We start from the raw sequence: 25,007 nt of genomic DNA, 5'->3' as shown, positions 1-25,007 counted from the left end.
TCGGCGTAAACTCGCGCCCACCACAAGCACCGACCGGGGGCGGGCCTCGGCGCTGACACTGTCAGCGCCGGAGAATCGGGAGGTCGCAGCATGCAGACGGGGGAGGCCGGCGCCGCGCGGTGGGAGGGTGAAGCGCGCGCGTCGATGGTGGGTCGGCAGGCAGAGCTCGACCAGCTCGACTCGATGGTCGACCGGATCGGCACCCGAGGCGGGTCATTGCTGATCCGTGGCGAAGCCGGCGTCGGCAAGTCGACGCTGCTGCAAGCCGTCCGGGAGCGTGCGCGTGAGCGAGGTGCAACGGTGGTCACGGCGACAGGTGTCGCATCGGAGTCCCGCCTCGCCTTCGGCGCGCTCCATCAGCTCCTGCTGCCGTTCCTCGGCTCGGACCTCAACCTGCCGCCGCGGCAACGTAGGGCTCTCGACGTCGCTCTCGGAATCGCCGACGGCGAGACGCCTGACATCTACCTGGTCGGTCTGGCCACCCTCGGCGTCCTCACCGATCGAGCCGCTACCGCACCGCTGCTAGTGGTCGTCGACGACGCGCACTGGCTCGACGGACCCACCGCCGAGGTCCTCGCGTTCGTCGCACGCCGACTCGACATGGAGGTCGTGCTGCTTGTGCTCGCGATCCGCGAGGGTCTGCGACCCGAACTCGAGAACGTCGGGCTTCCCGAACTCCACCTCGGAGGGCTCGATCCGGACGCCGCCCGGAACCTCCTGGACCGCACCGGCCGCGGCCTGTCGCCTGAGCTGCGCGACCGCATCCTGAAAGACGCCGCCGGGAACCCGCTGGCGCTCATCGAACTGCCCATCGTCTCTGCCACCCTCCAACAGACCAGCTCCTGGGTCCCGTTGCCCCTGACCGCCAGACTCGAGTCGGCCTTCGCGTCCCGGCTGTTCGCCCTGAGCGCCGACTCACGCGCCTTGCTCCTGCTCGCGGCGCTCGACGGCGCCGACGTCAACCTGCTGACCCGCGCCGCGGAGGACCTGCTCCGTCGCAGCGTCGACCAGGACGCGTGGGCGACGACGGTCACCACCGGTCTGGGATCGCTCGACCGGGGACGCTTCCGGTTCCGGCATCCACTGATGAGATCGGCGGTCCACCAGGTGGCGACCGCCGACGAGCGCCGCCACGGGCACGCGGCGCTGGCCCGGGTGCTGGCCGGCGACCCCGACCGGGCCATCTGGCACCGCGCCGACGCGTCCGCGGGAACCGACGACGGCATCGCGGACGGACTGGTCGAAGCCTCTGACAGAGCCCGTGCGCGCGGCGGAATCGATGTGGCTGTGGCCGCCCTGGAGCGTGCGGCGTCCCTCACCACGGATCCTGGGCTGCGGGCGATCCGGTTGAAGCACGCCGGGTATCTGGAGTTCGATCGGGGCGAGGCCAGCCACAGCCTCGACATGCTTCGTCGAGCACTCACGCTCGGACTGCCCGAGGCCGATGCGGCGTCGGCTGCCTTCCTGCTCGAAACGATGTCGTCCGCGTGGACCGCGTCTTCTGCGGTCCCGCGGTTCACCCAGATCGCCCAGGATCTGGCCTACCGGGGTGACGACCGTGAGGCGCTGCTGGTCCTCGACGACGTCTCCCTGCGCGCTCACTGGGGTCCACTGGACGACGAGACACGGCACCAGGTCTCAGCGGTCGTGGCAGGGCTCGCGGTGCCGGCCGACGACCCGATCCGACTCTCGTGTCTGGGTCTCATCGACCCCGTCGGCCGCGCCGCGGAGGTCGTCCAGGGGCTGCGGCGGTTGACTCCGCTGAACCTCGTGGATCCCACGGCGCTGATGGCGGTCGGGCAGGCCGCCGCGGCCGTCTGGGCCGACGACCTGGGGTTGCCGTTCCTCCGGCTCGCGGTCGACGGGTTCCGTGCCGACGGGCGCCTGGGGAAGCTCGGCCAAGCGCTCATCCATCAGGCGTGGGGCGACGTACACGCCGGGTCCGCCGGCCTCGCCCTCACCGGTGCGGCCGAAGGGGTCCGGCTCGCCCACGAAGTCCGGCAGCCTCGGTACGCCGCCGTCGGGACCATTGCCCACGCGATCGCCGCGGGCGCGTCCGGTGACGCCCGAACCGCCGAGCGGCTCGCGTCATCTGCCGAGGCCGTACTCATGCCGACGGGTGCGCACCAGTTGCTCGCCCTGGTCGCGCTCGCGCGAGGTCGGGCGGCCCTGGCTCAGGAGCTTCCCGACGAAGCCTTCGCTAGCCTGGCACGCATCTTCCGGCCGACCGACGTCGCCTACCAGCCGTTCGTCCGAGGATGGGCGCTGGCCGACCTGGCCGAAGCTGCCGTCCACGGACGAGGTGACCTCGGCTTCGTGCACGAATGCCTGGCCGAATGGCATCCGATCGCAGCACGCGCCGGGTCCGGTCACCTCGTAGTCCAGATCGCCTACGCCGACGCGGTCCTCGCCGCCGAGGAGAACCCCGGCGATCCAGAGGACCAGTTCGCAATCGCCATCGCCATCAGCGCCCGCGGGTGGCCGTTCTACAGTGCCCGCACCCAGCTGGCGAAGGGCGAGTGGCTGCGTCGGCAACATCGTGACGTCGATGCACGGGACCCGTTGCGCACAGCCGCCGAGGTGTTCGAGGCGCTCGGCCAGCGACGGTACGCCGAACGTGCGGTGCGTGAGCTGCGCGCCACCGGGGAACGGCCCCGACAGCGAACCCCGGAGAACTGGACCCAGCTCAGTCCTCAGGAGCTGCAGATCGCCCAGCTCGCCGCCACAGGTCTGTCGAACCGCGAGATCGGGCAACGGCTCTACCTGTCACATCGCACCATCGGCACCCATCTCTACAACACGTTCCCCAAGCTGGGCATCACGTCGCGCGCGCAATTGCGCGACGTACTGCCGGCAATCGATGACCCGGGTCAGGCCAGTCATTTGACGTAGGTGAGCGCTCTCGCCGATTCCTAAGGTCGGAGCGGCCGCCATCGAGCGGCTCATCCGATCCGAGGGAGAGCCCATGAGCACCACGCCGGCGATCATCCTGGTGCACGGCGGTTTCGTCGACGGGTCCGGCTGGCGAGCCGTCTACGACCGCCTGCGCGCCGACGGCCACCGCGTCGCGGTCACCCAGAACGACACCATCACCCTGCAAGGGGATGTGACGACCACCAAGCGGGTCCTCGACACTGTCGACGGCCCCGCCGTACTGGTCGGTCATTCGTACGGCGGCGCGGTCATCACCGAGACCGGTACCGACGAGCGGGTCGCGGGCCTCGTCTACATCGCCGCGTTCGCCCCCGACCGGGGCGAGTCGGTGGGAACCCTCACGTCGAACCCCGCACCGGATGCCCCCGTACCGCCGATCCTGCCGCCGACCGACGGCTTCCTCTTCCTGGACCGGGAGAAGTTCCATGACTCGTTCGCCGGCGACCTCTCGGCCGAGGAGGCGGCGTTCATGGCCGACTCGCAGGTCCCGTGGGGCCTGGGTGCCGCGGGCGGCGAGATCACCGAGCCCGCGTGGCGGGTCAAGCCCAGCTGGTACCTGGTCGCCACCGACGACCGGATGATTCCGCCGCCGGTCCAGCGACAGATGGCCGAGCGAGCCGGAGCCACCGTCCGCGAGGTCGCCGGCAGCCACTCGGTCTACGTCTCACAGGCCACAGCCACCGCGGACCTCATCCACGCCGCCGTCGAGTCCCTGAGCTGAGCAGCTCGAGAAACTGGAGATCATCATGAGTAAGAACGTCACACGCCGCCAGGTGCTGGCCACCGGCGCGGCTCTTGCCGGGTCAGCAGCGCTGACGGCCACTCCGCTCGGGGCGGAGGCTTCCACGGCGAAGGTCAAGCCGACCATCGTCCTGGTGCACGGTGGGTACGCCGATTCCTCGTGCTGGAACGCGGTCATCCAGGACCTGCAGCGCGACGGCTACCCGATCATCGCGGGATCGAATCCGCTGCGCGGTATCCCCACCGACGCGCCGTACATCGGGAGTCTGCTGGACTCCATCAGCGGTCCGGTCGTGCTGGTCGCGCACTCCATGGGCGGAACCGTCATCACGAATGCCGCCGCCGGAAAGAGCAATGTGAAGGCGTTGGTCTACATCGCGGCGTTCGTGCCGGATGTGGGCGAGACGCAGGGCGAGCTCATCAACAAGTTCCCGGGCAGCGAGGTCGGGCCCGTCAGCGTCCCGGTCCCGTACACGAAGCCCGACGGCACCACGGGAATCGACTTGTACCTGGGCACGAACGGCCAGGCAGCTTTCGCCGCGGATATCTCCAAGGCTGCGTTCCGCGTCCTGCAGGCCACTCAGCGGCCGTTCGACGCCGACTCGTTCATCTTCCCGACTCAGGCCGCCGCGTGGCGGACGATCCCGTCGTGGGGGCTGGTGGCCGGTCAGGACAAGGCGATTCCGGCCGAAACCGAGCGCTGGATGTACAACCGCGCGAACGCCCGCAGGGTCGTCGAGGTGCCGACGTCGTCCCATGTCGTGATGATCAGTCACCCGGGGATCGTCGCCGGTCTGATCAAGGAAGCTGCCAGGGCGACCAGCTGACTTGTCCGGTACGCCGTCCCGCGGGTAGAGGTGCTTGCCGATGATCGTAGACTCGCGGGGTGGCAGGCCGGATCAAGGAAGAGGACATCGCGCTGGTGCGCGAGCGCGCCCGGATCGACGACGTCGTCGGCTCGTACGTGACCTTGAAGAACGCCGGCGGGGGCAACCTGAAGGGCCTCTGCCCGTTCCATGACGAGAAGTCGCCGTCGTTCAACGTCACCCCGGCGCGCGGTTTCTTCTACTGCTTCGGCTGCCAAGAGGGCGGCGACGTCATCGACTTCATCCAGAAGGTCGACCAGATCACCTTCTCGGAGGCGGTCGAGACGCTGGCCTCGAAGGTCGGCATCCAGCTGCGGTACGAGGACTCCGGAGCGCCGGTGCAGCGCGGCCCGGGCAACCAGCGGCCGCGGCTCGTCGAGGCGCACAAGGTCGCGGCCGAGTTCTACGTCGACAACCTGTTCGGCGCGGCCGAGGCCTCGATCGGGCGGCAGTTCCTGGACAAGCGCGGCTTCGACAAGGACGCCGCGGTGCGGTTCGGGGTCGGCTTCTCGCCGCGCGGCGGCGAGGCGCTCACCAGCCACCTCCGCGGTCGCGGCTTCACGAACGCCGAGCTGGTCGCGTCCGGCCTGGTCGCCGACGGGCAGCGCGGGCTGTACGACCGGTTCCGCGGCCGGCTGATGTGGCCGATCCGGGACGCGTCGTCGGACGTGATCGGGTTCGGCGCGCGTCGGCTGTTCGACGACGACCGGATCGAAGCGAAGTACCTGAACACCCCCGAGACGCCGATCTACAAGAAGTCCAAGGTCCTGTACGGCGTGGACCTCGCCCGCCGGGAGATCGCGAAGGGCCGGCAGGCCGTGGTCGTCGAGGGCTACACCGACGTGATGGCCTGTCACCTCGCGGGCGTACAGACCGCTGTCGCCACCTGCGGTACGTCGTTCGGCGACGACCACGCGCGGGTGCTGCGGCAGCTGTTGCTCGACCACGACCAGTTCCGCGGCGAGGTGATCTTCACTTTCGACGGTGACGCGGCCGGCCAGCGCGCCGCGGTCAAGGCGTTCGAAGGCGACCAGGCGTTCGCCGCGCAGACGTACGTCGCGGTCGAGCCGGACGGGCTGGACCCGTGCGACCTGCGGCTGCAGAAGGGTGATGCTGCAGTCCGGGAGCTGATCGGGCGGCGCGTCCCGCTGTACCGGTTCGTGCTGGGGAACGTGCTGTCGAAGTACGACCTGGACCGCGCCGACACCCGGATCGACGCGCTGCGGGACGCGGCGCGGCTGGTGATCAGCATCCGCGACCGGTCGAAGGTGGACGCCTTCACACGCGAGCTCGCCGGGCATCTCGGGATGGACGAGGACCAGGTCCGCTCCGAGGTCTACAAGGCGGCCTCGCGGCAGACGGCTGCTCCGGCGGGGACGTTTGCCCATCCGCAGCCGGCCGTGGCTTCTGGCGATGCATCGCAGCCGGCGGTCCGGCGTACCGAGATCCCGTCGCCGCGGGACCAGCGGTTCGTGATCGAGTGGGACGTGCTGAAGGTCGCGATGCAGCATCCGGCACTGGTCGGGGCCGCCTTCGACGAACTCGACGACCACGACTTCACGCATCCGTGGCTGGGCGCGATCCGGGCCGGTATGGCGAAGATCGGTGGGCCGGCCGCCGCGCCACCCGGTGAGGCCTGGGTGGTCGCCGTACGCGATGCCATCGGCAACGATCCGGCGGCTGCTGTGGTCGGTGCGCTGGCCGTGGATCCGTTGCGGTTGGGCCGCGAGCCCGATGAGCCGTATGCGCTCGCGTTGCTGGCGCGATTGCAGGAGCTGACGTGCGCGCGCCGCATCCAGGACCTGAAGTCGAAGCTGCAGCGGACGAACCCGATCGAGCGCGCGGACGAGTACAACCGGATGTTCGGCGAGCTGATCGCGCTCGAGGCCTACAAGTCCGAACTCCGCAACCGCGCCATCTCCGGGGCGATCTAGCTCTTCTTCAGGTGTGACACGATCCTCGCCGTCTGGTCGGCGTACTCGGCGGCGAAGTCCTCGTTCTCGACGTCCAGGCCGAGCGCCTGGGCGATCTGCGGGAACACCACCGGCGCGGCGGCCAGACCGAACAGCGCGAGCGCGGCATGCCGCGGATCCAGGTCGGGCGCGAGCTCACCGTCGGCCTGCCGGCGCCTGAAATCCTCGACCATCGCCCGGAACCGGGCGCGCTGCCCCTCCCGATCCAGGTTGCTGGTGTCCCGCTCGACGGCCTCGCGGACAAGCAGTCGCAGCAGGTCCGGCTGCGCGATCGCGGCGCCCGCATACGCCCCGACCACCTCGCCGAGGGAGTCCGCGTCCGCCGCGAGGTCCGGCTCGCCGGCCCGCCAACGGTCGGCGACCGCACGGTACAGGCCCTCCTTGCCACCGAAGTAGTACGAGATCAGTTGCTTGTTGACGCCTGCCCGGGCGGCGATCTCGCTCACCCGCGCCCCGCCAAACCCGTGCCTGCCGAACTCGACCACCGCCGCATCCAGCAACTGCTGCTTGCTGCGCTCGGGGTCGCGTTGCCGTTCCTCAGGCTCCGGTGATCTCCGCACGAAAATCATCCTAGCGGACTTCCATCCGGCGTGCTAACTTAATCAACCACACGGATGACAAAGTTTTCTGAGCGGATGATTGGAGTCGGAGATGAAGGTCGCGATCATGGGTGCCGGGATCGGTGGACTGGCGCTGGCGCAGGGATTGCTCAAGGCGAGCGTCGACGTCACGGTGTTCGAGCGCGATCCCTCCCCGCGGTTCCGCAAGCAGGGCTACCGGATCCACATCAGCCCGGTCGGGGAGGAGGCGCTGGCCGCGATGCTGCCGGACGCGGTGCGGCGTCGGGTGATCGCCACATCGACGCAGCCCGGTGACCTGGTGGCGGGCTTCGACGCCCAGCTGAACCCGCAATTCGAGCAGGTGTTCCCGGTCGCCGGTCCGGACGCGGTGACCTCGGTCGATCGGTATGCGTTCCGCCGCGCGTTGATGACAGGGCTCGACGACGTGCTGCAGTTCGGCAAGCAGTTCACGTCGTACGTCGAGACGCGCGACGGGGTCGAGATCGCCTTTGCGGACGGGACTTCCGCGGTCGCCGACGTACTGGTCGGTGCGGATGGAGTGGGTTCGCGAGTGCGCGGTCAGCTGGTGCCGGAGCTCGACGTGCTGGACATCGGGGTGCGGTGCATCTACGGGAAGGTGCCGTTGACTCCGGCCGTCCGGGCGGCGGCACCGGAGGCCTTTCTCCGCGGGTTCTGCATCGCGAGCGATGGATCCGGTCTTGGCGCGGCGTTCGCGCCGGTGGTGTTCCGGGAGCCGCCGGCGGAGTACGGCGACTATCTGATGGCGGTGCTGACCGGGACGAACTCGGTGCTCGGCGCGGCCGACGAGGAGCTCCTCGCGATGAGCCCCGCCGAGTTGTGGGCGATCGTGGAGCGATCCGTGGCCGACTGGCATCCGAAGATCCGCGAGCTGGTCGATGCGGGGGAGCCCGGCGCAGCCTTCCCGATCACGCTGCGCACCTGCATCAAGGTCCCGTCCTGGTCCGCGTCGCGCGTCACCTTGCTCGGCGACGCCGTACACCCGATGACCCCAGCCGCGGGCGCCGGCGCCAACACGGCCCTCTGGGACGCAGCACGACTCACCCGCACACTGACCTCGGACCAGGACCTCGCGACCTACCAGCAGGAGGTAATCGCCAACGCCCAGCCCATCGTCACCGAGTCCCTACACAACGCCGAACGCATGTTCAAGATCTCAGTCTGAGCCGCTCCCGCAACCTGGTTGATGGTGTTGGTGCCCGCGGGGATCCGGTGTAGTTCGGTCGTGTGGATGCCGTACGCATCTCGCAGGGCGTTCGCGATGTCAGTCAGGATCGTTTCCTCGCACGCCGTCGACGGCCTCGCGCAGGACATCGGCATGGCCGGTGTGCTTGAGGTACTCCTCCAGAAGGTCGAACGCGATGCGCCGGCGGTTCGACGTCCAGGCTGGATCCGGGTCCTCGATCAAGGCGTCCAGGCCACCGTCCGCACTCAGTTGTTGCCAGGCGGCGCGGGAGCGGGCAGCAGCGGCGTACCAGAGTGCGTAAAGCTCGTCCGGGTCGTCGGTGACCGCGGATTCCCAACCCCAGCGGTCGTTCTCGACCCAACTGCGGGTGTCCCACGGGGGAGCGATCGGCTGATCGGCAGCCTTCGCGGTGAAGCCGTCCTCCACGAACGCGAGGTGCTTGATCAGCCCTGCCAGCGTCATCGTCGACGGTGGATGCGTCTGCCGGAGTTGCTCCGCGGTGAGCCCGCCGGTCTTCCACGCGAACTGCTGCCGCACCCGGTCCAAGGCGAACTGCAACATCTCCACCTCGTCACCCCGCGGGCAATGCTCGATCGGCAGATCTTTCCAGTCCATGACCACCCCTTCGCCGACACTCATCGTGTGAGGCAGCCCAGCATGCCGCACCCGATGGACCAATCCGCTTGCCAAGACCCCCGGTTCGGAGTGGCACCCCTCCACCCTGATAGTCCGCTAAGAAGTCGGCCGCGCGGACATTCCTGCGGGGCCTGCACCGTTGATACTGACAAGACGGTCAGCGTCGGATCACGGAGGAGTTGATCATGAGCCTCATCGGAGCCCTGGTCGGGTACATCCTGACGGCGTACATCCTGGTGTTGATCGCACGGATGATCCTGGACTGGACAGGGGTCCTGGCAAACGGCCCTCAATGGGCAAGCCGAGCCCGCGCCCTGACCCACGCCTGGACAGAGCCAGTAATCGCCCGAGTACGCCGAGTCCTACCGCCGGTCCGCGTCGGCGGCCTGTCCCTGGACCTAGCCTTCTCTGCAGTCTTCCTCGCGGCACTGATCCTGCGCTCGATAGCCTTCAGCCTGTAGCCGCACCCGAATCGTAGTTCCCACATGCTGCCGTGATCTCGGCCGTCGATTGTGCCGCGGCGACGAAGTCGTCGGCGAGCGGCGAGATGCGCGATGCCGCCATCGCGAGGCCTACCTGGTCGGGCGCGAGTTCCGGGATGGGCACGTAACTGATGTCCGGCCGTGAGTAGAACACTGTCTCCGAGCGCCCTACGAACGAGATGCCCCGGCCGGCGGCGACGTGCTCGAGCTTCTCCTCCACGCCGCGTACCCGGATCCCGGAGTCGGGGTGCGGGCGCCTGGTGGGGTGCGTGCTCGGGCCGGCATGCCAGACCAAAGGCTCACCGGCCAGGTCGGCCTCGGTGACCTCCTCCTTACCGGCCAACCGGTGGCCTGCGGGCAGCACGACCATGAGCGGTTCGGTGTACAGCGGTGTCACGCGCAGGCCGGTCTCGTCGATGGGCAGCCGCACATAGCCGACGTCGATGCGGCCGTCGAGCAGCATCGCGGCCTGGTCGTCCCATTCGATCCGCTGCACGTCCACGACCACGTCCGGATGCCGGGCCTCGAACGCCCGGGCCGCCGGTATGACCGGGATGCCGGTGCGGAAGCCGACTGCCAGCCGCCGGTTGCCGCGGGCGGCCACGGTCACGCGGCGGCGGACCGCGTCCGCGGAGGCGAGCAACGGACCGACGTCGGCCAGCAGTTGCCGGCCGGCGTCGGTCAGCACGACGACGTGGCGGTCCCTGGTGAACAGCGACGCGCCGAGATCCTTTTCCAGCGCGCGGATCTGCCGACTGAGCGCCGGCTGCGCGATATGCAGCTCTTCAGCCGCGCGGCCGAAGTGCAACCTCTCGGCGACGGCGAGGAAATAGCGCAGTTTGCGCAGATCCAGATCCATGGAAGCTCCCGGTCCGGTGATGCCTCCAAGGTATCACCACGGCTGAAAGAGGTCTTGGACACCCAGTCAAGTCAATGGCAGCCTTAATGGGTACCTAATGGGGTCAAAGCAGATTCGGAATAAGAATTCGACATCGAGACTTGCTAGCGGGCCCCAGAATCAGAATTAACATTTCATGAATTGATTCAGAAAGCAGACACCTATGAGTAACGTCAGCATTATCGGTCTGGGGAACATGGCCGGCGCTCTGGCCGGCCGGGCGCTCGCCGGCGGCAACGCCGTCGAGATCATCGGTCGCGACCCGGCCAAGGCCAAGGAAGTGGCCGCCGCGCTCGGCGGCGCCACTGTCGGGACGGCCGGCACCGTCCCAGCCGGAGACATCGTCATCCTCGCCGTACCGTACGCCGGCGCGGCGGCGGTTGTCCGCGAGTACGGGGATGCGCTGCAGGGCAAGGTCATCATCGACATCACCAATCCCGTCACCCCCGATCTGACGGGCCTCGTCACCCCCGACGGCAGTTCCGGCGCGCAGGAGATCGCCAAGGTCGCCCCCGCCGGCGCGCATGTCGTCAAGGCGTTCAACACCCTGTACTCCAATGTTCTGGCCGCCGGCCCAGCCGATGGCCGCCGATTGGACGTGTTCCTTGCCGGCGACGACGCGGAGGCAAAGACACGCGTGTCGGCGTTCATCGAGAGCATGGGACTGCGCCCGATGGACACCGGGCCGCTGCCAATGGCGCGGACGCTGGAGAACGCCGCCCTGTTGATGCTGGGCCTGGTCGCCCACTCCGTCAAACACACCAACTTCGCCCTCGGCATCAGCATTCTCAGCTGAGCGCGCCCGCACCCACATCATTCACAAGGAGCAGTAGCGTGCGCGTTTTCGTCACTGGCGGGACCGGCCATTCCGGTTCGTACATCATCCCCGAGCTCATCGCCGCCGGGCACGAGATCACCGGCCTGGCCCGGTCGGACACGGCCGCGGCGGCGTTGTCCGCGCTCGGCGCGAAGGTACGTCGCGGCGACCTCGAGGATCTCGACGGGCTCAAGGAGGCGGCCGCGGATTCCGACGGCGTCATCCACGTCGCGCACCGGCAAGACCTGCTTCCGTCCGGCGGGATCGACGCCGTGGCCGCCGCGGAGCTCCCGATCATGCTCGCGTACGGCGAGGCGCTCGCGGGAACCGGAAAGCCGCTGGTCGCGGCGGGGAGCATCGGCTCGCCCGGGAACCTGGGCCGGCCGGCCACCGAGGAGGACCCGGCTCTTCCCGGCGGCGATGAGTACAAGGGCACCCTGCGGGCTCGTAACGTAGTTGAAACCGCGGTCGTCGGCCTCGCCGAGCAGGGAGTGCGGTCTTCGGTCGTGCGGATTGCCAACATCGCGCACAGCACGACCGATCGGGTCGGCTTCCTCGTGCACCTCATCGCGCTCGCGAAGGAGAAGGGCTTCGTCGGCTACCCCGGAGACGGCGCGAACCTGTGGAACGCCGTACATGTCCGCGATGTCGCCTCCTTGTTCCGCTTGGCGCTGGAGAAGGGGCCGGCCGGCAAGTACTGGCACGCGGTCGAGGACAGGCTCATCCCGCTCCGCGAGATCGCCGAGGCCATTGGCAGCCGTCTGGGCCTGCCCGCGGTGAGCATTCCCGCGGACGTACTGATGGTGCCGGGATACTTCGGGTTCCTCGCGAACATCGTCACGCAGAGCTACCCGGCGTCCAACCTCATCACCCGCCGCACCCTCGGCTGGGAACCCACCCAGCCCGGCCTACTCGCCGATCTGGACAACGGCCACTACTTCTCCGCCGGCTGACGGCAGCGCCCCGAATCGCGACGAGCCCTCTGAGCTCATGTCACGGGCGGGCTCGGACTGCTCGCAGGTCACGGCCGAACGCGACCGTGACCCGCGGCGATGCAAGGTAGGGCGGGCGGGACTCGAACCCGCGGCCCAGGGATTATGAGTCCCCTGCTCTAACCAGCTGAGCTACCGCCCCGTGTGCGGCAGATCGTATCGGGTCCGGGCGGGGCAGGCGGGAGGGAGGTGCGGGGCGGGTGGTGACGGCGTACCAGCTTGCGGTAGATCGGCGTCTCGGGGGGCGGTGGCTTCATTGGTACGGCGGTCGAGGTTTCGCGCACCGGGCGCCGGATGCTGATCGACGAGGGCGGCTGGTCGGCCGGACGCTTCGAGGTGTGGTGGGGTGAGGTTCTGGTCCGGGGGCTGGTGGTGGATCGGGTTCGGTGACAGGGGAGGTTGAGCACCTGTGCGGTTGCTGAGGTGGTGGGAAACCAGGGGTTAGTCAGGGGTTTGACTGAGCTGTGGTTACCGGGGACCGGGCATGATGGAGGCAGGTCCGGACGAAGGGAATCCTGATGGGCTGGTTCATTTTCCTGGTGATCGTGGTGGGCGCGATCGCGGCGTACAAGTACCGCGTGCCGCTGCTCGCGAAGATCCTCGGTCAGCCTCAGCAACGTATCCAGCGAGCGATCGACCGGAAGAAGGGGAAGTAGTCACTTCCTCCTGAAGCACGAAGAGACCCTGACCGCCGGATGCGGTCAGGGCCTCCTTGATGAGCGGTGCTCTTCACGAGCGGTGTTCTCGACGAGCGGTGTTCTTGATGAGCGGTGCGTCTGACGAGCGGTGCTTTGACGCGGCAGGTGCTTGTCAGCCGATCAGGACCGCTACTACCGATGCGGAGGCGGCGATCTCGCCGCTTCCGGCGGCGCTGGCGTCGTCGTTGTAGCCGAAGGCGAAGACCTCGACTGTGGTCGCCTTGGTGACGGTCACGACCTTGACCGTCGAGCCGGTCAGTTCGCGGTCCTTCGCGGGGGAGATCTCGGCGCCGAGGATGGTGCCGTAGTCGTCTCCGAATGCGGTCTCAGAGGCGCCGACCCGAAGGGCGAGCTGCGGCCGGGTGCCCGGTGTGCCGGCGGTGTTGCGCGCGAAGAACGCCGTCGAGTTCAGCAGCCACGTGCCCGGCTCGAGCTTGAACTCGCCCAGCTTGGTCTTGTTGGTCTTGAACGGCCCGCCGATCTTGTCGATCGTCACGGCCTTGAAGTCGGCGGACACCCCTGACTTGCCGTACACGTCCGTGTTCTTGAGGAACGCTGCGCGATCGCCCGGCACGAGCTTGCTGGCCGGGATGCTGTTGTCGACGACCTGCGACGCGGCAACCGAGCGCGCGCAGAGCGGGTACGACAGGGTTTTGCAGTCCGGCCGTACGGCACCGTTCGCCGCGACCGTGACACCGACCAGCACGCCGGCCCCCAGTACGGCGGCCACCAACAGCCGGCCACCCTTGGTGTTGAAAACCTTCTTGATGTTCACAGGGTCCCTTTCCCCTCCATCCCCGAGGCCCCCCTCGGGATACTGGAGAGGAAGCTAGCTCAGATGGCGGTCTAGGCCAATAGGCGGAATGCATTCGTCGCGAATCAATTCGGGAACTTCAGGCACCAGGCGGTCAGGGTGACCTTGGCCGTTGTGCCGAGGTCGGTGTCGACCGGCCAGATCACCGGTTGCGCTCCGCGGTGGCGCGCGACGGCGAGATAGGTGCCGGAGGCCTTGTCCTCGGCAACTTCCACGGTGCTGGACCAAGAGACGGCGGCGAGCGCCGATTCCCCTTTGTTCAGGCGGATCTGGGTCGCGCCTGGGTCGATTGCCATGTACGACGTACCACGCGCAATCGTCACGTTCATCGTGCGTCGGCGCCGGACGCCGGACAGGTTGGCGGGGGAGGAGTTGGCGTGACTGCGGCAGTCGGACCCGGGGTGGTGCGTGACGTACTCGTCCCCGGCGAGGTCGGCCCTCCGCCAACTGCCCCGGATCCTGCGGCCTCGGTCCCGCAGCCCGCTAGCAACAGGAGCGCACCAACCAGTGGCACCCACCCCCGGCAACTCATTCCCTGAACCTACCGGCGCGCGGTTCAACGGGGTGGGGCGAGCGGGCCTGAGAAATGCGGAAGCCGGGCTCCTGTGGAGGCCCGGCTGGTGTGTTGCTCCCGCGACTGGACTCGAACCAGTAACCTGCCGGTTAACAGCCGGCTGCTCTGCCAATTGAGCTACGCGGGATCGTGGCGGTGCTCAAGCCCTCGATCCCCGAGGACCTGAGTAGGTTAGCAGGCGGGCGGCGAACTACAAAAACGGGATTCGGGCCGCTGCCGGGTCAGATTCCGAACTCGTCGCGGACCTGTCGGAGCGCTGCCTCGGCCGCGTCCACGACGCCGGGCTGGGTGGGCTCCAAGCCCTTGTCCAGAACGAAGTTCCAGGTGACGGCTGCGTCGGTGGCTGCTGGGTTGCGGCGGCCGACGATGCGTACGCCGCGCTTGCCGGACAGTGGGACATGACGCTGTACGACGATGCTCGCGTCGACGCGCTCGCGGAGGAGTTGGCCGAAGCGGCCCGGGTCCTCGACCTTGAGCTCGGTGGCGCGCAGCGGGGTGCCGAAGTCGGTGGTCTCGTAGACGTGCAGGACCGATGCCTCGGAGTCCCAGTTGGCGCGTTCGATCTTCTCCCATCCGACCCGGCGGTCGGCGTCCGCGGCGTCGGACGGCAGGTAGACGGCCGCGCGCGTCCCTGCCACCCAGCGGCCGTTGGTCAGTTCGACGGCGGCCAGGATGTCTTCCTTGCTCCCGGTCGACTGACGGGCGGCGGCCGCCACGGCGTCGCCCAGTTCGCGCGGCCAGCGGGTACGCAGAAGTCTCACACCCCCATCATCCCAGCCTCACCAACAAGCCGATCAGCCCACTCCACCAGCCCACTCCACCAGCGCCGTCCACCACGGCCGTCCATCATCGCCGTCCAGGGCGCTGCACCAGCGCGTTCGGTCAGGGTCGTTGGTCGGGTGGTTGGTTAGGCGACGTAGTCGCGGAGTTGTGGGAGTGCTCGGCGTCTGAGTTGGCGGAGGGCTTCTCGTTCCAGGGCGCGGACCTTTGGTGTGTTCAGACCCAGTTGTAGGGCGATCTCCTCGGGGGTGGACGGGATGTGGCCGTGGAGCCCGTAGCGGCGGTGAAGTACGGACTGGTGCAGGTCGTCGAGGAACTGGAGGTGATGGGCGAGGTCGCGGCGCAGCGCGGCCCGTAGGACGATCGGGTCGTCGTCGATCACCGGGTCGATGTCGTCGACGTCGAGCGTTTCGGGTTGCATCCGCCACGCCTGCGCCCGCTCGATCCGCGCGATGCTCAGGCCGGTCGCCCGCGCGAGCTCCGGCGTACCGGGTTCGCGTCCCAGTTCCTGGGTCAGGTCGTGGCGCGCCGACCCGACCCGGGACGCGTCGGCGTACGCCTGGGCAGGCATCCGGACCAGGCGCGAGCGGTCCGAGATCGCGCGCCCGATCGACTGGCGGATCCACCAGATCGCGTACGTCGAGAACCGGTGCCCGAGGCGGTGGTCGAACCGCTCGACCGCCCGCATCAGCCCGATGTTGCCCTCCTGGATCAGGTCGAGCAGCGAGATGCCCTTCCCGCCGTACCGCCGGGCCAGCGACACGACGAGTCGCAGGTTGCCCTCGATCATCCGCTGCCACGAGTGCTGCCCGAGCGCGACCACCTTCTGCAGGTCGCGCGGATCGTGCCGCCCGGGATCGCCGGTCAGCCGCTCCGCCGCCAGCAGGCCGGCCTCGATCCAGTACGAGTGTTCGTTCACTTCCTCCAAGGTCAGTAGTTCGTGTTGCCCGATGTCGCGCAGGTACGCCACCAGTGCGGTGATGTCCGCCGGTTCACAGTCGAGATCTCCCATTCCGGCCCCTTCGCCGCCAATCTCCTTGCCAAAGAGAGTGCCGTGAATCGACCCCTTGAGAACCGGTGACTTCGCGTATGTGGATAACTACGTCGAGTCAGATCCACGTTGGGTACGACGGTGCCAGCTCGGCGTACCGGTCCGACCAGTCGGGGATCTCGGCGTCGTCGAGCCAGGCCTCGAGCCGGTCGAAGAAGGCGTGCGTGCCGGGGATGAAGCCGCGAGCGTTCTGCTCGGACAGGCCGGTGTGGGTGAAGGTGAGCAAGGTCCCGGCGCCGTCCGGGCGGAGCTCGTACCGCACGACGCTGTCCTCGACGATGCGCTGGCGCCACTCGTGCTCGAGGACGTGAGGCGGGTCCCAGACGAGGATCCGGCCGGTCAATCGCTTGGCGTCCGGCGCCGCCGGGGGATCGGTCGGCATCATCTCGATGGTGCCGCCGGTGCGCCCGTCGATCACGGTCTCGCCGAACCACGCCCTGCGTTCGAGGGGATCGGTGAGCGCGGCCCACACCCGCTCGATCGGGTACGGAAGGTGGCGCCGGAACGTCATGGTGGCGCGGTCGCCGTCGATGGCGAGCTCGCCCAAGTGGTCAGGGGTTGTCATGCGGGTGCTCCTCGGGGTTGTCGGCCAGGTGCTGCTCGAGGGCGTCGAGGTGCCGCGGCCAGTACTTGCGGTACCGGCTGATCCAGTTCTCGATCTCGATCAGCCGGTCGGCGCGCAGCGTGTAGATCCGCTTCTGGCCCTCCGGCCGTACGTCGACCAGCCCGACCTCGCGCAGGATCCGCAGGTGCCGGGACACGGCCGGCTGGGTCAGCCGGTGCAGATGCTCGACCAGCTCACCGGCTGGTCGCTCCCGCTCTGCGAGCAGATCGAGCACCTCCCGCCGGCTCGGCTCCGCGATCGCTTCGAACACGTCCATGCCGAGAAGTATTACAACAAGCATATATAGAGTGCAAGTGATATATCTCAGGCGTAGGCGCGGAGGCCGCTGAGGAGGCCTTGGTGGAACGGGTTTGCGTCGACGGCGTCGAACCAGGCTGGACCGGTGGTGAGCGGTTCCAGTGGCGGGATGGCGACGGGGTCGGGGGATGGGGTGGCAGGACCGCCGCGGAGGATCTCGTCGTCGACCTCGGGCGCGGGCATGTCGGGCAACAGGACGAACGAATCGGCGAGACCATTCCCCGCAACACCATCACCGGCGAGGGCGCCAAAGGTGACGGCTGCTCGGGCGGAGGCTCCGGCGGGGTCGCTGCGGATCTTCTCCAGATCCGCGACGACGGTCTCCCAGGTGACGGCCGGGTCGCCGTAGTCGATCGCGCGCGACAACCGGCCGACCTTGATCGGGGTCGCCGCCGGCGCGAGCGGCGTCATGAGCGACCGCAGCCCGTACCGTGCCCGCCCACCCACGACGACCAGCCGGACGTCGGCCTCGGTCGCCTCGATCACACTGCGATACGTGCCCGCGGCAGAACGCCGTACGACGACCAGGTCCGCGAGTGCACCGGGCTCGAGCCGCCCGACCGGACGCGGCCAGACCCCGGACAACGCGTCACCGGGATTCGACGTGACCATCCAGACCAGTTCTTCGTCGGTGAACACCGATTGCGCCTTGTTCCACAGGTCGGCGACCTTCAACTCCCATAGGACATTTCGCGTCCCCGACGGGCCCCAGTCCGAGCCCAGGCACAACCGGACCCCGGCCGCATGGGCGGCTTTCACATCGGCCGTTGCCCCGTACAGCCAAAGGTTCGAGAACGGCGACCAGACCAGACTCGAATTCCCGACCTTCATCGCCGCGAAATCATCGGCATTCAGGGCCGCGCCGTGAATCGCGACCAGTTGCGGTTTCACCACACCGGCATCGGCCAGCAGTCGGAACTCGGATCGCAGTTTCGGATCCGATCCCTCCGCCGAATGCGCGATGAATCCACGCCCGGCCTGTACGGCGGCGGCGTACGGCGCCAGTGCGGCCGCGTTGTCGGCGACGAGCGTGCTGACCCGGATGAAATCGTCGTGCGTCCCGAGTTTCTCCGAGTCGACGTTCCGGATCAGGTCGTTGTCCGGCGGTACGGCGCCGCGCGGGTTCCCCTGGATCGATGTCGTACCGCCGACGATCGCCCGCGTCTCGACGTACCGGAGCAGCGCCCGCCCCGCGGTGGCGCCGAGCAGGCGGGCCGGCTGGCTGATCTGGCTGCTGTACGTCGGCGCGCGGCCCCACTGGTTGTGCGAGGTCCAGGGAACGGCCCGGGAAGGCTCCGTCCACAAGGGCAGGCTGTTGTACATCAAATGATTGTGCAGATCGATCAGACCCGGGCAGATCAACCCGCCCGCGGTGATCCGCGGCGCATTCCCGAATCCGGCCGGGACGGGATCCAGCGGTGTGACCGCCGCAATCAGCCCGTCGTCGCCGACGTACACCTCGCCGCCGGACAGAACGTCTCCGCCCGGTCGCATCGTCACTACGGTTCCACGCAGTACAAACATGGCCCACCCTCCCGTAGAATCCCCGTTGCCGCCCCTAGGTCCTGAATCACGAGCGTATCGCCGAGGGGGAGGTAGTTCGATGGGTGATTTCGATCCCGGCCCGCCGGTCACGGTGGCGCGGCACTTCGCGAAAGTTCCCAGTTATGCGGATTTCCGCGAATTGTTCTGGCACGACTGGGGTCCGGTGTTCTACCGGGGACGGCTCAACCGCACGGCCCGGCTGCTCGCGATCGCGTCCGACCCTGGCCCGACGGAACGCGTCGCGGGTCGCACGCTGGTCGGCGACGCCGGTCAGCGCGTGCAGGGTTTCCTGGGCAAGCTCGGCCTGACCCGCAGCTACGCTCTCGTCAACGCGTACGCCTACGCGCTCCGACCGTCTCGCGCACAACAAGCGGCACCGCTGCTGTCCCGGCCCGACCAGCTCGCCTGGCGCAACACCTTGCTCAACCTGATCACAGGCCCTGAACTGCAGGCGATCGTCGCGTTCGGGACCCAGGCGCGTTCAGCTGTTCAGCTGTGGACCGACAAGCCCGACGTACCGCTGTTCGAGGTGCCGCATCCGTCGAGTCGCAGCCCGAAGGTGCTCGTCGACAGCTGGCGGCAGGCGATCGTCGAGTTGCGTGGGATCGTGACGCCGGATCCGGACGGCGACAACACGGTCCCCAACTACGGCGTGAAGTTCGCGGAGTCCGACTACGCGCCGATCCCGCCGCAGGACCTGCCGTTCGGCGTACCGCCGTGGCTGGGGAACGACGCCTGGGGACGCAAGGACAAACCCCGGCACAACAACAGCGTCGAACGTCCGAGCACCGACCTCTTGAACACTCTCGTCTGGCGGGCGCCGAAGCTCGGCTGAAATGGTCCGTGGCTGGCGCTACCTTGGTCGGATGCGAGTCGCCACGTGGAATGTGAACTCGGTCAAGCAGCGGATGCCGCGGCTGCTGGACTGGCTGGACGAGCGGCAGCCGGATGTCGTGTGCCTGCAGGAAACCAAGCTGGCCGACGACGCGCTCCGGAAGCTGCTCGGTGACGAGCTGACCGGCCGCGGCTACGAGATCGGCCTGTACGGCGAGCCGCAGTGGAACGGGGTCGCCCTGCTGTCGAAGGTCGGTCTCGAGGATGTGGTGACCGGAGTCGCCGGCGCGCCCGGGTTCCCGAATCCCGAGGCCCGCGCGGTGGCGGCGACCTGTGGCGGCGTCCGGATCCACTCGCTGTACGTGCCGAACGGTCGCGAGCCCGACTCCGACCACTACCGCTACAAACTCGCCTGGCTGGCAGCGCTGACCGAGGTCGTGGCGAACGGGCCGGCCGATCAGATCGTCTGTGGTGACATGAACATCGCCCCGACCGACGCCGACGTCTTCGACCCCGTCGCGTACGTCGGCCAGACGCATGTGACCCCGCCCGAGCGGCAGGCGCTCGCGGAACTGATGGCCGCGAAGGACCTGCACGATGTCGTCCGCGACCGCTGGCCCGACAACCGCATCTTCAGCTACTGGGACTACCGAGCCGGCATGTTCCACCAGGATCTCGGCATGCGGATCGACCTGATGCTCGCAACCGTTCCGGTCGCCGAGCGGGTGAAGGCCGCGTGGATCGACCGCAAGGCCCGCAAGGGCACCGGCCCGAGCGACCACGCACCGGTGATCATCGACCTCGACACCGCACCGGACGGCGACATCGGTCCGGTGGTGCCACCGCCGTCCGCGCCGCGGACCGGCCGGAAGAAGACCACCAAGCTTCCCCAGAGCCGCTGACATGCGGCGCCTCGCTGCGGTCGCGATCCTGGTGTTCGCGACCCTCACCGCCTGCAGTGACAACAAAGCCGACAACAAGCCGCAACTGCTCGACGACTGGACCCTGGTCGACGTCAGCCCGGCCGAGCCTGTCACCCTGACCGCGCACGACAACCAGCTCCTGGTCGGCCTGCGACATCGCGGTGCCAAGGTGGTCCCGGAGCTGATGTTCTACGACAGCACCGGCAAGCGCACGCCGGTCGCGGTCAAGCCCAACCCGGCCAGCCCGTACGCCTTCGAGGCGATCTGGTACTCGATCGCGTACGACGGCAAGCAGCTCCTCGCGCTCGGTGGAGCTTCCGGCGGCGCGCACTCCAACACCCGCTGGACGGTCTGGACCGGCACGCCGCAAACCGGGCTCGTCGAGCACCCACAGAACTTCTGGACCTTCGGCGGGCAGACCGCGGGCGACCTGTTCAGCGCGGTCCGCACCCCGAGTGGCGGCGCGCTCCTCGGCACCTGGGGCGGCGTACAGACCGGCAACGACGCAATGGTCTGGCTGCCGCAGAGCGACGGCAAATGGGTCCGGCAGGATCCGACGAAGACCGCTCTGCAAAGTACGCCGTCCCTCCTGGTCGGGCCCGGTTTCGGTACGACGCTCGGCGACCGCATCGTCCTCGTCGGCTCGCAGGTCCGGCTCGCGCCCAACGTCGTCGCGCAGGAGGCGGCCGTCTGGCGATCCACCAGGTTCAACCAGGGCTGGACCCGGATCGTGCTGCCCGATCCCGGCAGCCGCAGTCAGGCCAACACCGCGACCTGCGCGAAGGACTGCGTGATTTCCGGGTACGTCGACGGTCAGCTCGCGATCTGGCAGCTCGACGCCTCCGGTGCGGCGAAGCGGCTGCAGGGCGTGCCGTCGGTCCCGGTGGGGGACAAGGACAAGCTGCCGCCGCCGATCATCGACGGCGACAAGGTCGTCCAGGTTGTTGCCCAGGACAACAAGGTGAAGGTGCTGACCGGTCAGGACGGCCATTGGACCGTCCGTGACACGGTAGGACCGGAGGGCAAGGTGACCGACGCCGTACTGCTGCCGGATCGCAAGCTCTACCTGATCGCAGGCTCCTCGCTCTACTCGACCACGCTCAGCTGAGCAGACCCTTCACGTACGCCGCCTGGCCGGAGTGCTGCGCGCAGTCGTCGATGACGCTGACCAGTCGCACTCCGAGCGTGACCGGCGGGTTCCATCGCCGGTCGACGATCCGGTCGAGGTCCTCGTCGGTCACGGTCTGCAGGAACTCCGCGGTCCGTGTGTGTACGGCGTCGTAGTACCCGAGCAGCTGATCCGCTGAGAGCTTCACGAGCCCGACCTGGTCGGACGTGTGCGCATACCCGGTGTCGGCCGCGTCGAGCGGCAGCCTGAGCCGCTCGAACCACCCGTCGGCGGTATAGACCTGCTCATACCCACCCGCGTCCGCCAGGTGATCGTCCTGCACCCGGGTCAGGTGCCAGACCAGCCAGGCGATCGAGTTCGCCGTGTCACCCGGGCGCGTCGCGAGCGTCTTGTCGTCGAGCCCGGTGACGACGTCGTGCAGCACCTCCTGGACCCGGCTGTGCGCATCGAGGAGCAGTTCACTTGTCTTCATACCCGCCACCGTAGTCTTCGCTTCAGACAGTTCGAGGACAATTCGAGGACAGTTCGATGAGAGGGAGCATTCCGTGGAATATCGCACTCTCGGCGCGAGTGGCGCCGTTGTCTCGACGTACGCGATCGGCACGATGACGTTCGGCAACGAGACCGATGAGGACGGGTCGCACGCGCAGCTCGACCGGTATGTCGAGGCGGGCGGCAACTTCGTCGACACCGCGGACGTGTACACAGCCGGGGCGTCCGAGGAGATCGTCGGCCGCTGGCTGGCGAAGAAGAACGCCTCCGACGTCGTCCTCGCGACGAAGGGCCGGTTCCCGACCGGCGACGGGCCGAACGACGTCGGTACGTCGCGCCGGCACCTCCGCCAGGCGCTGGAGGCGTCACTGCAGCGACTCGGTGTGGACCACATCGACCTGTACCAGCTGCACGCGTGGGATCCGGTCACGCCGCTCGAGGAGACGCTCAGCTTCCTCGAGGACGCCGTACGCGTCGGCAAGATCTCGTACGGCGGTCTGTCGAACTTCACCGGATGGCAGTTGCAGAAGGCCTGTGACCTGATCGCGTACCGCGGGTGGTCGCGGCTCGTCACGCTGCAGCCGCAGTACAACCTGCTGGTCCGCGAGATCGAGTGGGAGATCGTCCCGGCCGCGCAGGAGAACGGGCTGGGCCTGCTGCCGTGGTCGCCGCTCGGTGGCGGCTGGCTGACCGGGAAGTACTCGTTCGACGAGGAGCCGGCCGGTGCGACCCGGCTCGGTGAGAACCCGGACCGCGGTGTCGAGTCCTGGTACCGCCGCAGCCGCAACCAGCGCGTCCGCGACGTGGTCGACGCGGTCCGCGAGATCGCCGAGGCCCGCGGGATCTCGATGGCGCAGGTCGCGCTCGCGTGGCTGGTCGACCGGCCCGCGATCACGTCGGTGATCCTCGGCGCCCGCACCCTCGAACAGCTCGACGACAACCTCGCCGCGGCGGACCTGCACCTCACCCCCGAGGAGACGACCAAACTCGACGAGGCCAGCGACCCGGGCGCGGCCGACTACCCGTACGGCGGCCCAGGCGTAGCACAACGCGACCGCCCAATCAGCGGAGGACGCGCCTAGTTCTCAACAGCCACGCGGAGAGCGGCGTACGACGCAACCAACGCACGCCGCTCTTCCGCAAGCAGCGGGTCGTCGCGATCGCATCCCGCTCGGACCCACCGGTCCGACAGGTCCATCGCCTCGACCCGCTTGCGAGCTGCCTGCCGTACGGCGTCCCGCTCGGCGTCGTACACGTACGAGTAGAGGTCGACGAGCACCGTCTCCAGCTGTTCCTCGGCCACGTCGTCCGAGTGCTGGTGCACTCGATGCACGTGCCACCACGCGACTTCGAGCTCGGCGGCGCGGGCCGGGTCGAAGGTCAGGGAGCTGGAGACGGCGACGAGCTCGTAGAAGCGGCGCATGTACGCGCGGGCGGCGTCGGGCTGGTTGTCGGGGTACGGCGCCCACACCTGGTTGGCGCGTAGTACGTACCAGGCTCCGGCGAGTGTTCGTCGTACGGGCATCCCGAACCCGGCCGCGACCATCCCGACCGCAGCGACGAGGAACGTGCGCCACTCGTGGCGGTAGTACGCGGCCCAGGCGTCCGTCTCCCGGTTGCCGACCACTACCGGGTCGAAGGACAGTGGAGTGGTGCGCATGATCCCTCCCCTGAGGAGATCCGATGACCGATAGTAATCCGATCGCAGATGTGGTCGCGCGGATGCGGCAGCGGGTTGAGGAGCTGCCGCCGGAGCTTGCGCATCGGCGGTTCTTCCTGGAGACGTACCTGCGCACCACACAGGCCGTGGGGCGGGCGATCGACCAGGCCCGGTTCGAGGATCCGGACTGGGTCGAGGTGTGGGACGTGCGGTTCGCGGAGCTCTACCTGCAGGCCCATGACGGTACGTCGGTGGCGCGTCCGTGGAGGCTGGCGTTCGAGGCACCGGCGAAACTGCCGGCGTTGGCGCACGTACTGCTCGGGATCAACGCGCACGTGAACTACGACCTGCCGCAGGCGCTGCTCGCAGTGATCAGCGACGACGACTTCCTGGATCCGCACCTGATGGACCGACGCCGTCGCGATCACGAACGAATTGACGGTGTGCTCTCGGAACGTGTCGCCGCAGAGGACGGCGAACTCGCTGCGACTGGTGCCCGCAGCCTGACAGATCGCGTGCTCACACCGCTCAACCGGCTGGCGTCGCAACGCTTCCTGCGCGAGTCCCGGCAGAAGGTCTGGCACAACACGGTCGAGCTGCAGCATGCGCGCATACAGGGCAGCTACGAGAAGCGGCTGGCTGAGCTAGAGGTGCTGAGCGCAGCAAAGGTGGCTGACCTGCTCAGACCCGGACAGGTGTTGCTGCGACTCGCACTGACCGGCTTCGGCGTGACGCTGCCGCCCGTCTAGCTCGGTAGTACGCCGGACCAGACGACGCCCAGCGCCAGACAAGCGAGCGTGATCAGCCCGAACACGCCGACCCACATCAACGCCGGTACGCCGGTGAGGCGCCGGAGCTGATCCGCGTCGGAGCTGCGCCCCTGACCGCGCCGCCGCGAGTGCTGCAATTCCAGCACGGCACGGGGCGCGGCCAGCAGCAGGAACCACGTGAGCAGATGCGCGAAGGTGGACTGCACCGAGGTAGAACCCCACCACGTCACGCCGAACACCACGGCGCCGAACACCAGCACCGACCACAGCCCGAACAGGTTGCGGATCTGGAGAAGCAAAATCACCAGCGCCGCCAGCAGTCCCCACAGCAGCGCAACGGCGTACCCGCGGCTGAGAACGAACGCGGCGGCCAGACCGAAGAGCGCAGGACCGGGATAGCCGGCCAGGAGTACGGCGATCATGCCGCCGCCAGTCGGCTTGCCGCGCGACACGGTGACGCCGGACGTGTCTGAGTGCAGCCGGATCCCGGACAGCTTCCGGCCGACCAACGCGGCGATCAGTCCGTGCGCGCCCTCGTGCGCGATCGTCACGACCTGCCGCGTGTACTTCCAGATCGGGCGCCAGGCGATCAGCAGCAGCGCAGCTACTCCCGTACCGATGACCAATTGGAGCGACGGCTCCGGCTGAACCGACGTGATGTTGTCCCAGAACTCCTTCACCCGCCCATCCT

The 25,007-nt window shown here is 68.4% G+C and carries 27 protein-coding genes and 2 tRNA genes; 14 read left to right on the top strand and 15 right to left on the bottom strand.

Going from position 1 to position 25,007, the window contains the following annotated elements:
• Nucleotides 1-90 precede the first annotated feature (90 nt).
• From ACWF0M_RS03350 to dnaG, 4 genes are all read left to right on the top strand, one after another.
• Nucleotides 91-2,892, top strand: a complete 2,802-nt coding sequence (locus tag ACWF0M_RS03350) for an ATP-binding protein (protein ID WP_452233985.1) — start codon at nt 91-93, stop codon at nt 2,890-2,892.
• 73 nt (nt 2,893-2,965) lie between these two features.
• A complete protein-coding gene (locus tag ACWF0M_RS03345) occupies nt 2,966-3,655 on the top strand; it encodes an alpha/beta fold hydrolase (RefSeq protein ID WP_452233984.1) in 690 nt (229 codons plus the stop codon).
• 25 nt (nt 3,656-3,680) lie between these two features.
• Entirely contained in the window at nt 3,681-4,502 is an 822-nt protein-coding gene (locus ACWF0M_RS03340) for an alpha/beta fold hydrolase (protein ID WP_452233983.1), read from the top strand.
• Between the two features lie 59 nt (nt 4,503-4,561).
• Nucleotides 4,562-6,475, top strand: a complete 1,914-nt coding sequence (gene dnaG, locus ACWF0M_RS03335; protein WP_452233982.1) for a DNA primase — start codon at nt 4,562-4,564, stop codon at nt 6,473-6,475.
• Here dnaG and ACWF0M_RS03330 read toward each other — a convergent pair.
• Nucleotides 6,472-7,074: a TetR/AcrR family transcriptional regulator gene (locus ACWF0M_RS03330; protein ID WP_452233981.1), complete on the bottom strand. Its 603-nt coding sequence runs from the start codon at nt 7,072-7,074 to the stop codon at nt 6,472-6,474. The genes dnaG and ACWF0M_RS03330 overlap by 4 nt on opposite strands.
• A 91-nt stretch (nt 7,075-7,165) precedes the next feature.
• On the opposite strand from ACWF0M_RS03330, the gene ACWF0M_RS03325 reads away from it, so the two are divergent.
• Nucleotides 7,166-8,278: an FAD-dependent oxidoreductase gene (locus ACWF0M_RS03325; protein ID WP_452233980.1), complete on the top strand. Its 1,113-nt coding sequence runs from the start codon at nt 7,166-7,168 to the stop codon at nt 8,276-8,278.
• 99 nt (nt 8,279-8,377) lie between these two features.
• Here the strand turns inward: ACWF0M_RS03325 and ACWF0M_RS03320 are convergent, their stop codons facing one another.
• Nucleotides 8,378-8,914, bottom strand: a complete 537-nt coding sequence (locus ACWF0M_RS03320) for a mycothiol transferase (RefSeq protein WP_452233979.1) — start codon at nt 8,912-8,914, stop codon at nt 8,378-8,380.
• A gap of 206 nt (nt 8,915-9,120) precedes the next feature.
• On the opposite strand from ACWF0M_RS03320, the gene ACWF0M_RS03315 reads away from it, so the two are divergent.
• On the top strand, nt 9,121-9,396 hold the full coding sequence (locus ACWF0M_RS03315; protein ID WP_452233978.1) for a YggT family protein: 276 nt from the start codon (nt 9,121-9,123) through the stop codon (nt 9,394-9,396).
• Here the strand turns inward: ACWF0M_RS03315 and ACWF0M_RS03310 are convergent.
• Nucleotides 9,386-10,276, bottom strand: coding sequence for a LysR family transcriptional regulator (locus tag ACWF0M_RS03310; RefSeq protein WP_452233977.1), 891 nt, complete (start codon nt 10,274-10,276; stop codon nt 9,386-9,388). The two genes, ACWF0M_RS03315 and ACWF0M_RS03310, sit on opposite strands and share 11 nt — an antisense overlap.
• Before the next feature lie 202 nt (nt 10,277-10,478).
• On the opposite strand from ACWF0M_RS03310, the gene ACWF0M_RS03305 reads away from it, so the two are divergent.
• Nucleotides 10,479-11,111 (top strand): NADPH-dependent F420 reductase, encoded by a 633-nt coding sequence (locus tag ACWF0M_RS03305; protein WP_452233976.1) that lies wholly within the window; start codon nt 10,479-10,481, stop codon nt 11,109-11,111.
• Nucleotides 11,112-11,149: 38 nt separating this feature from the next.
• Complete coding sequence (locus ACWF0M_RS03300; protein ID WP_452233975.1) at nt 11,150-12,085, top strand: SDR family oxidoreductase; 936 nt, start codon at nt 11,150-11,152, stop codon at nt 12,083-12,085.
• Nucleotides 12,086-12,192: 107 nt separating this feature from the next.
• On the opposite strand, the gene ACWF0M_RS03295 is transcribed toward ACWF0M_RS03300, so the two are convergent.
• Nucleotides 12,193-12,266, bottom strand: a tRNA-Ile gene (locus tag ACWF0M_RS03295).
• 376 nt (nt 12,267-12,642) lie between these two features.
• Here ACWF0M_RS03295 and ACWF0M_RS03290 point away from each other — a divergent pair.
• Nucleotides 12,643-12,780, top strand: coding sequence for a hypothetical protein (locus ACWF0M_RS03290; protein WP_165546613.1), 138 nt, complete (start codon nt 12,643-12,645; stop codon nt 12,778-12,780).
• Nucleotides 12,781-12,934: 154 nt separating this feature from the next.
• Here ACWF0M_RS03290 and ACWF0M_RS03285 read toward each other — a convergent pair whose 3' ends face one another.
• The 8 genes from ACWF0M_RS03285 to ACWF0M_RS03250 all read right to left on the bottom strand — a co-directional run bounded on the left by ACWF0M_RS03285 (nt 12,935) and on the right by ACWF0M_RS03250 (nt 18,457).
• The gene (locus ACWF0M_RS03285; RefSeq protein WP_452233974.1) at nt 12,935-13,597 is read right to left on the bottom strand and encodes a hypothetical protein; all 663 of its coding nucleotides are present in this window, start codon (nt 13,595-13,597) and stop codon (nt 12,935-12,937) included.
• 104 nt (nt 13,598-13,701) lie between these two features.
• Nucleotides 13,702-13,965 (bottom strand): DUF4232 domain-containing protein, encoded by a 264-nt coding sequence (locus ACWF0M_RS03280; protein ID WP_452233973.1) that lies wholly within the window; start codon nt 13,963-13,965, stop codon nt 13,702-13,704.
• A gap of 299 nt (nt 13,966-14,264) precedes the next feature.
• Nucleotides 14,265-14,337, bottom strand: a tRNA-Asn gene (locus tag ACWF0M_RS03275).
• 94 nt (nt 14,338-14,431) lie between these two features.
• On the bottom strand, nt 14,432-14,971 hold the full coding sequence (locus ACWF0M_RS03270; RefSeq protein ID WP_452233972.1) for a hypothetical protein: 540 nt from the start codon (nt 14,969-14,971) through the stop codon (nt 14,432-14,434).
• 146 nt (nt 14,972-15,117) lie between these two features.
• Nucleotides 15,118-16,002: a sigma-70 family RNA polymerase sigma factor gene (locus ACWF0M_RS03265; protein ID WP_452233971.1), complete on the bottom strand. Its 885-nt coding sequence runs from the start codon at nt 16,000-16,002 to the stop codon at nt 15,118-15,120.
• A gap of 97 nt (nt 16,003-16,099) precedes the next feature.
• On the bottom strand, nt 16,100-16,606 hold the full coding sequence (locus tag ACWF0M_RS03260; RefSeq protein WP_452233970.1) for an SRPBCC family protein: 507 nt from the start codon (nt 16,604-16,606) through the stop codon (nt 16,100-16,102).
• Nucleotides 16,593-16,922, bottom strand: a complete 330-nt coding sequence (locus ACWF0M_RS03255) for an ArsR/SmtB family transcription factor (protein ID WP_452233969.1) — start codon at nt 16,920-16,922, stop codon at nt 16,593-16,595. Before ACWF0M_RS03255 ends, ACWF0M_RS03260 begins: the two co-directional genes overlap by 14 nt.
• A gap of 47 nt (nt 16,923-16,969) precedes the next feature.
• The gene (locus tag ACWF0M_RS03250; RefSeq protein WP_452233968.1) at nt 16,970-18,457 is read right to left on the bottom strand and encodes an amidohydrolase family protein; all 1,488 of its coding nucleotides are present in this window, start codon (nt 18,455-18,457) and stop codon (nt 16,970-16,972) included.
• Nucleotides 18,458-18,566: 109 nt separating this feature from the next.
• Here ACWF0M_RS03250 and ACWF0M_RS03245 point away from each other — a divergent pair, with 109 nt between their 5' ends.
• From ACWF0M_RS03245 to ACWF0M_RS03235, 3 genes are read left to right on the top strand one after another with little or no spacing between them, the layout of a single operon-like run.
• The gene (locus ACWF0M_RS03245; protein WP_452233967.1) at nt 18,567-19,343 is read left to right on the top strand and encodes a uracil-DNA glycosylase family protein; all 777 of its coding nucleotides are present in this window, start codon (nt 18,567-18,569) and stop codon (nt 19,341-19,343) included.
• A 31-nt stretch (nt 19,344-19,374) separates the two neighbouring features.
• The gene (locus ACWF0M_RS03240; RefSeq protein WP_452233966.1) at nt 19,375-20,244 is read left to right on the top strand and encodes an exodeoxyribonuclease III; all 870 of its coding nucleotides are present in this window, start codon (nt 19,375-19,377) and stop codon (nt 20,242-20,244) included.
• 1 nt (nt 20,245) lies between these two features.
• A complete protein-coding gene (locus tag ACWF0M_RS03235; protein ID WP_452233965.1) occupies nt 20,246-21,373 on the top strand; it encodes a hypothetical protein in 1,128 nt (375 codons plus the stop codon).
• Here ACWF0M_RS03235 and ACWF0M_RS03230 read toward each other — a convergent pair.
• The gene (locus ACWF0M_RS03230) at nt 21,366-21,866 is read right to left on the bottom strand and encodes a mycothiol transferase (RefSeq protein ID WP_452233964.1); all 501 of its coding nucleotides are present in this window, start codon (nt 21,864-21,866) and stop codon (nt 21,366-21,368) included. The genes ACWF0M_RS03235 and ACWF0M_RS03230 overlap by 8 nt on opposite strands.
• Before the next feature lie 73 nt (nt 21,867-21,939).
• Between ACWF0M_RS03230 and ACWF0M_RS03225 the strand changes: the two genes are divergently transcribed.
• A complete protein-coding gene (locus ACWF0M_RS03225) occupies nt 21,940-22,968 on the top strand; it encodes an aldo/keto reductase (protein WP_452233963.1) in 1,029 nt (342 codons plus the stop codon).
• Here ACWF0M_RS03225 and ACWF0M_RS03220 read toward each other — a convergent pair.
• The gene (locus ACWF0M_RS03220) at nt 22,965-23,546 is read right to left on the bottom strand and encodes a hypothetical protein (protein WP_452233962.1); all 582 of its coding nucleotides are present in this window, start codon (nt 23,544-23,546) and stop codon (nt 22,965-22,967) included. The two genes, ACWF0M_RS03225 and ACWF0M_RS03220, sit on opposite strands and share 4 nt — an antisense overlap.
• Nucleotides 23,547-23,569: 23 nt before the next feature.
• On the opposite strand from ACWF0M_RS03220, the gene ACWF0M_RS03215 reads away from it, so the two are divergent.
• Nucleotides 23,570-24,295, top strand: a complete 726-nt coding sequence (locus ACWF0M_RS03215; RefSeq protein ID WP_452233961.1) for a DUF5995 family protein — start codon at nt 23,570-23,572, stop codon at nt 24,293-24,295.
• Here the strand turns inward: ACWF0M_RS03215 and ACWF0M_RS03210 are convergent.
• Nucleotides 24,292-24,996 (bottom strand): M50 family metallopeptidase, encoded by a 705-nt coding sequence (locus ACWF0M_RS03210; protein WP_452233960.1) that lies wholly within the window; start codon nt 24,994-24,996, stop codon nt 24,292-24,294. The two genes, ACWF0M_RS03215 and ACWF0M_RS03210, sit on opposite strands and share 4 nt — an antisense overlap.
• Between the last annotated feature and the right edge of the window lie 11 nt (nt 24,997-25,007).

Source organism: Kribbella sp. NPDC055110 (assembly GCF_053607525.1).
Note: the sequence above shows the minus strand (reverse complement) of the source record. Positions and strands in the feature narration are given on the sequence as shown.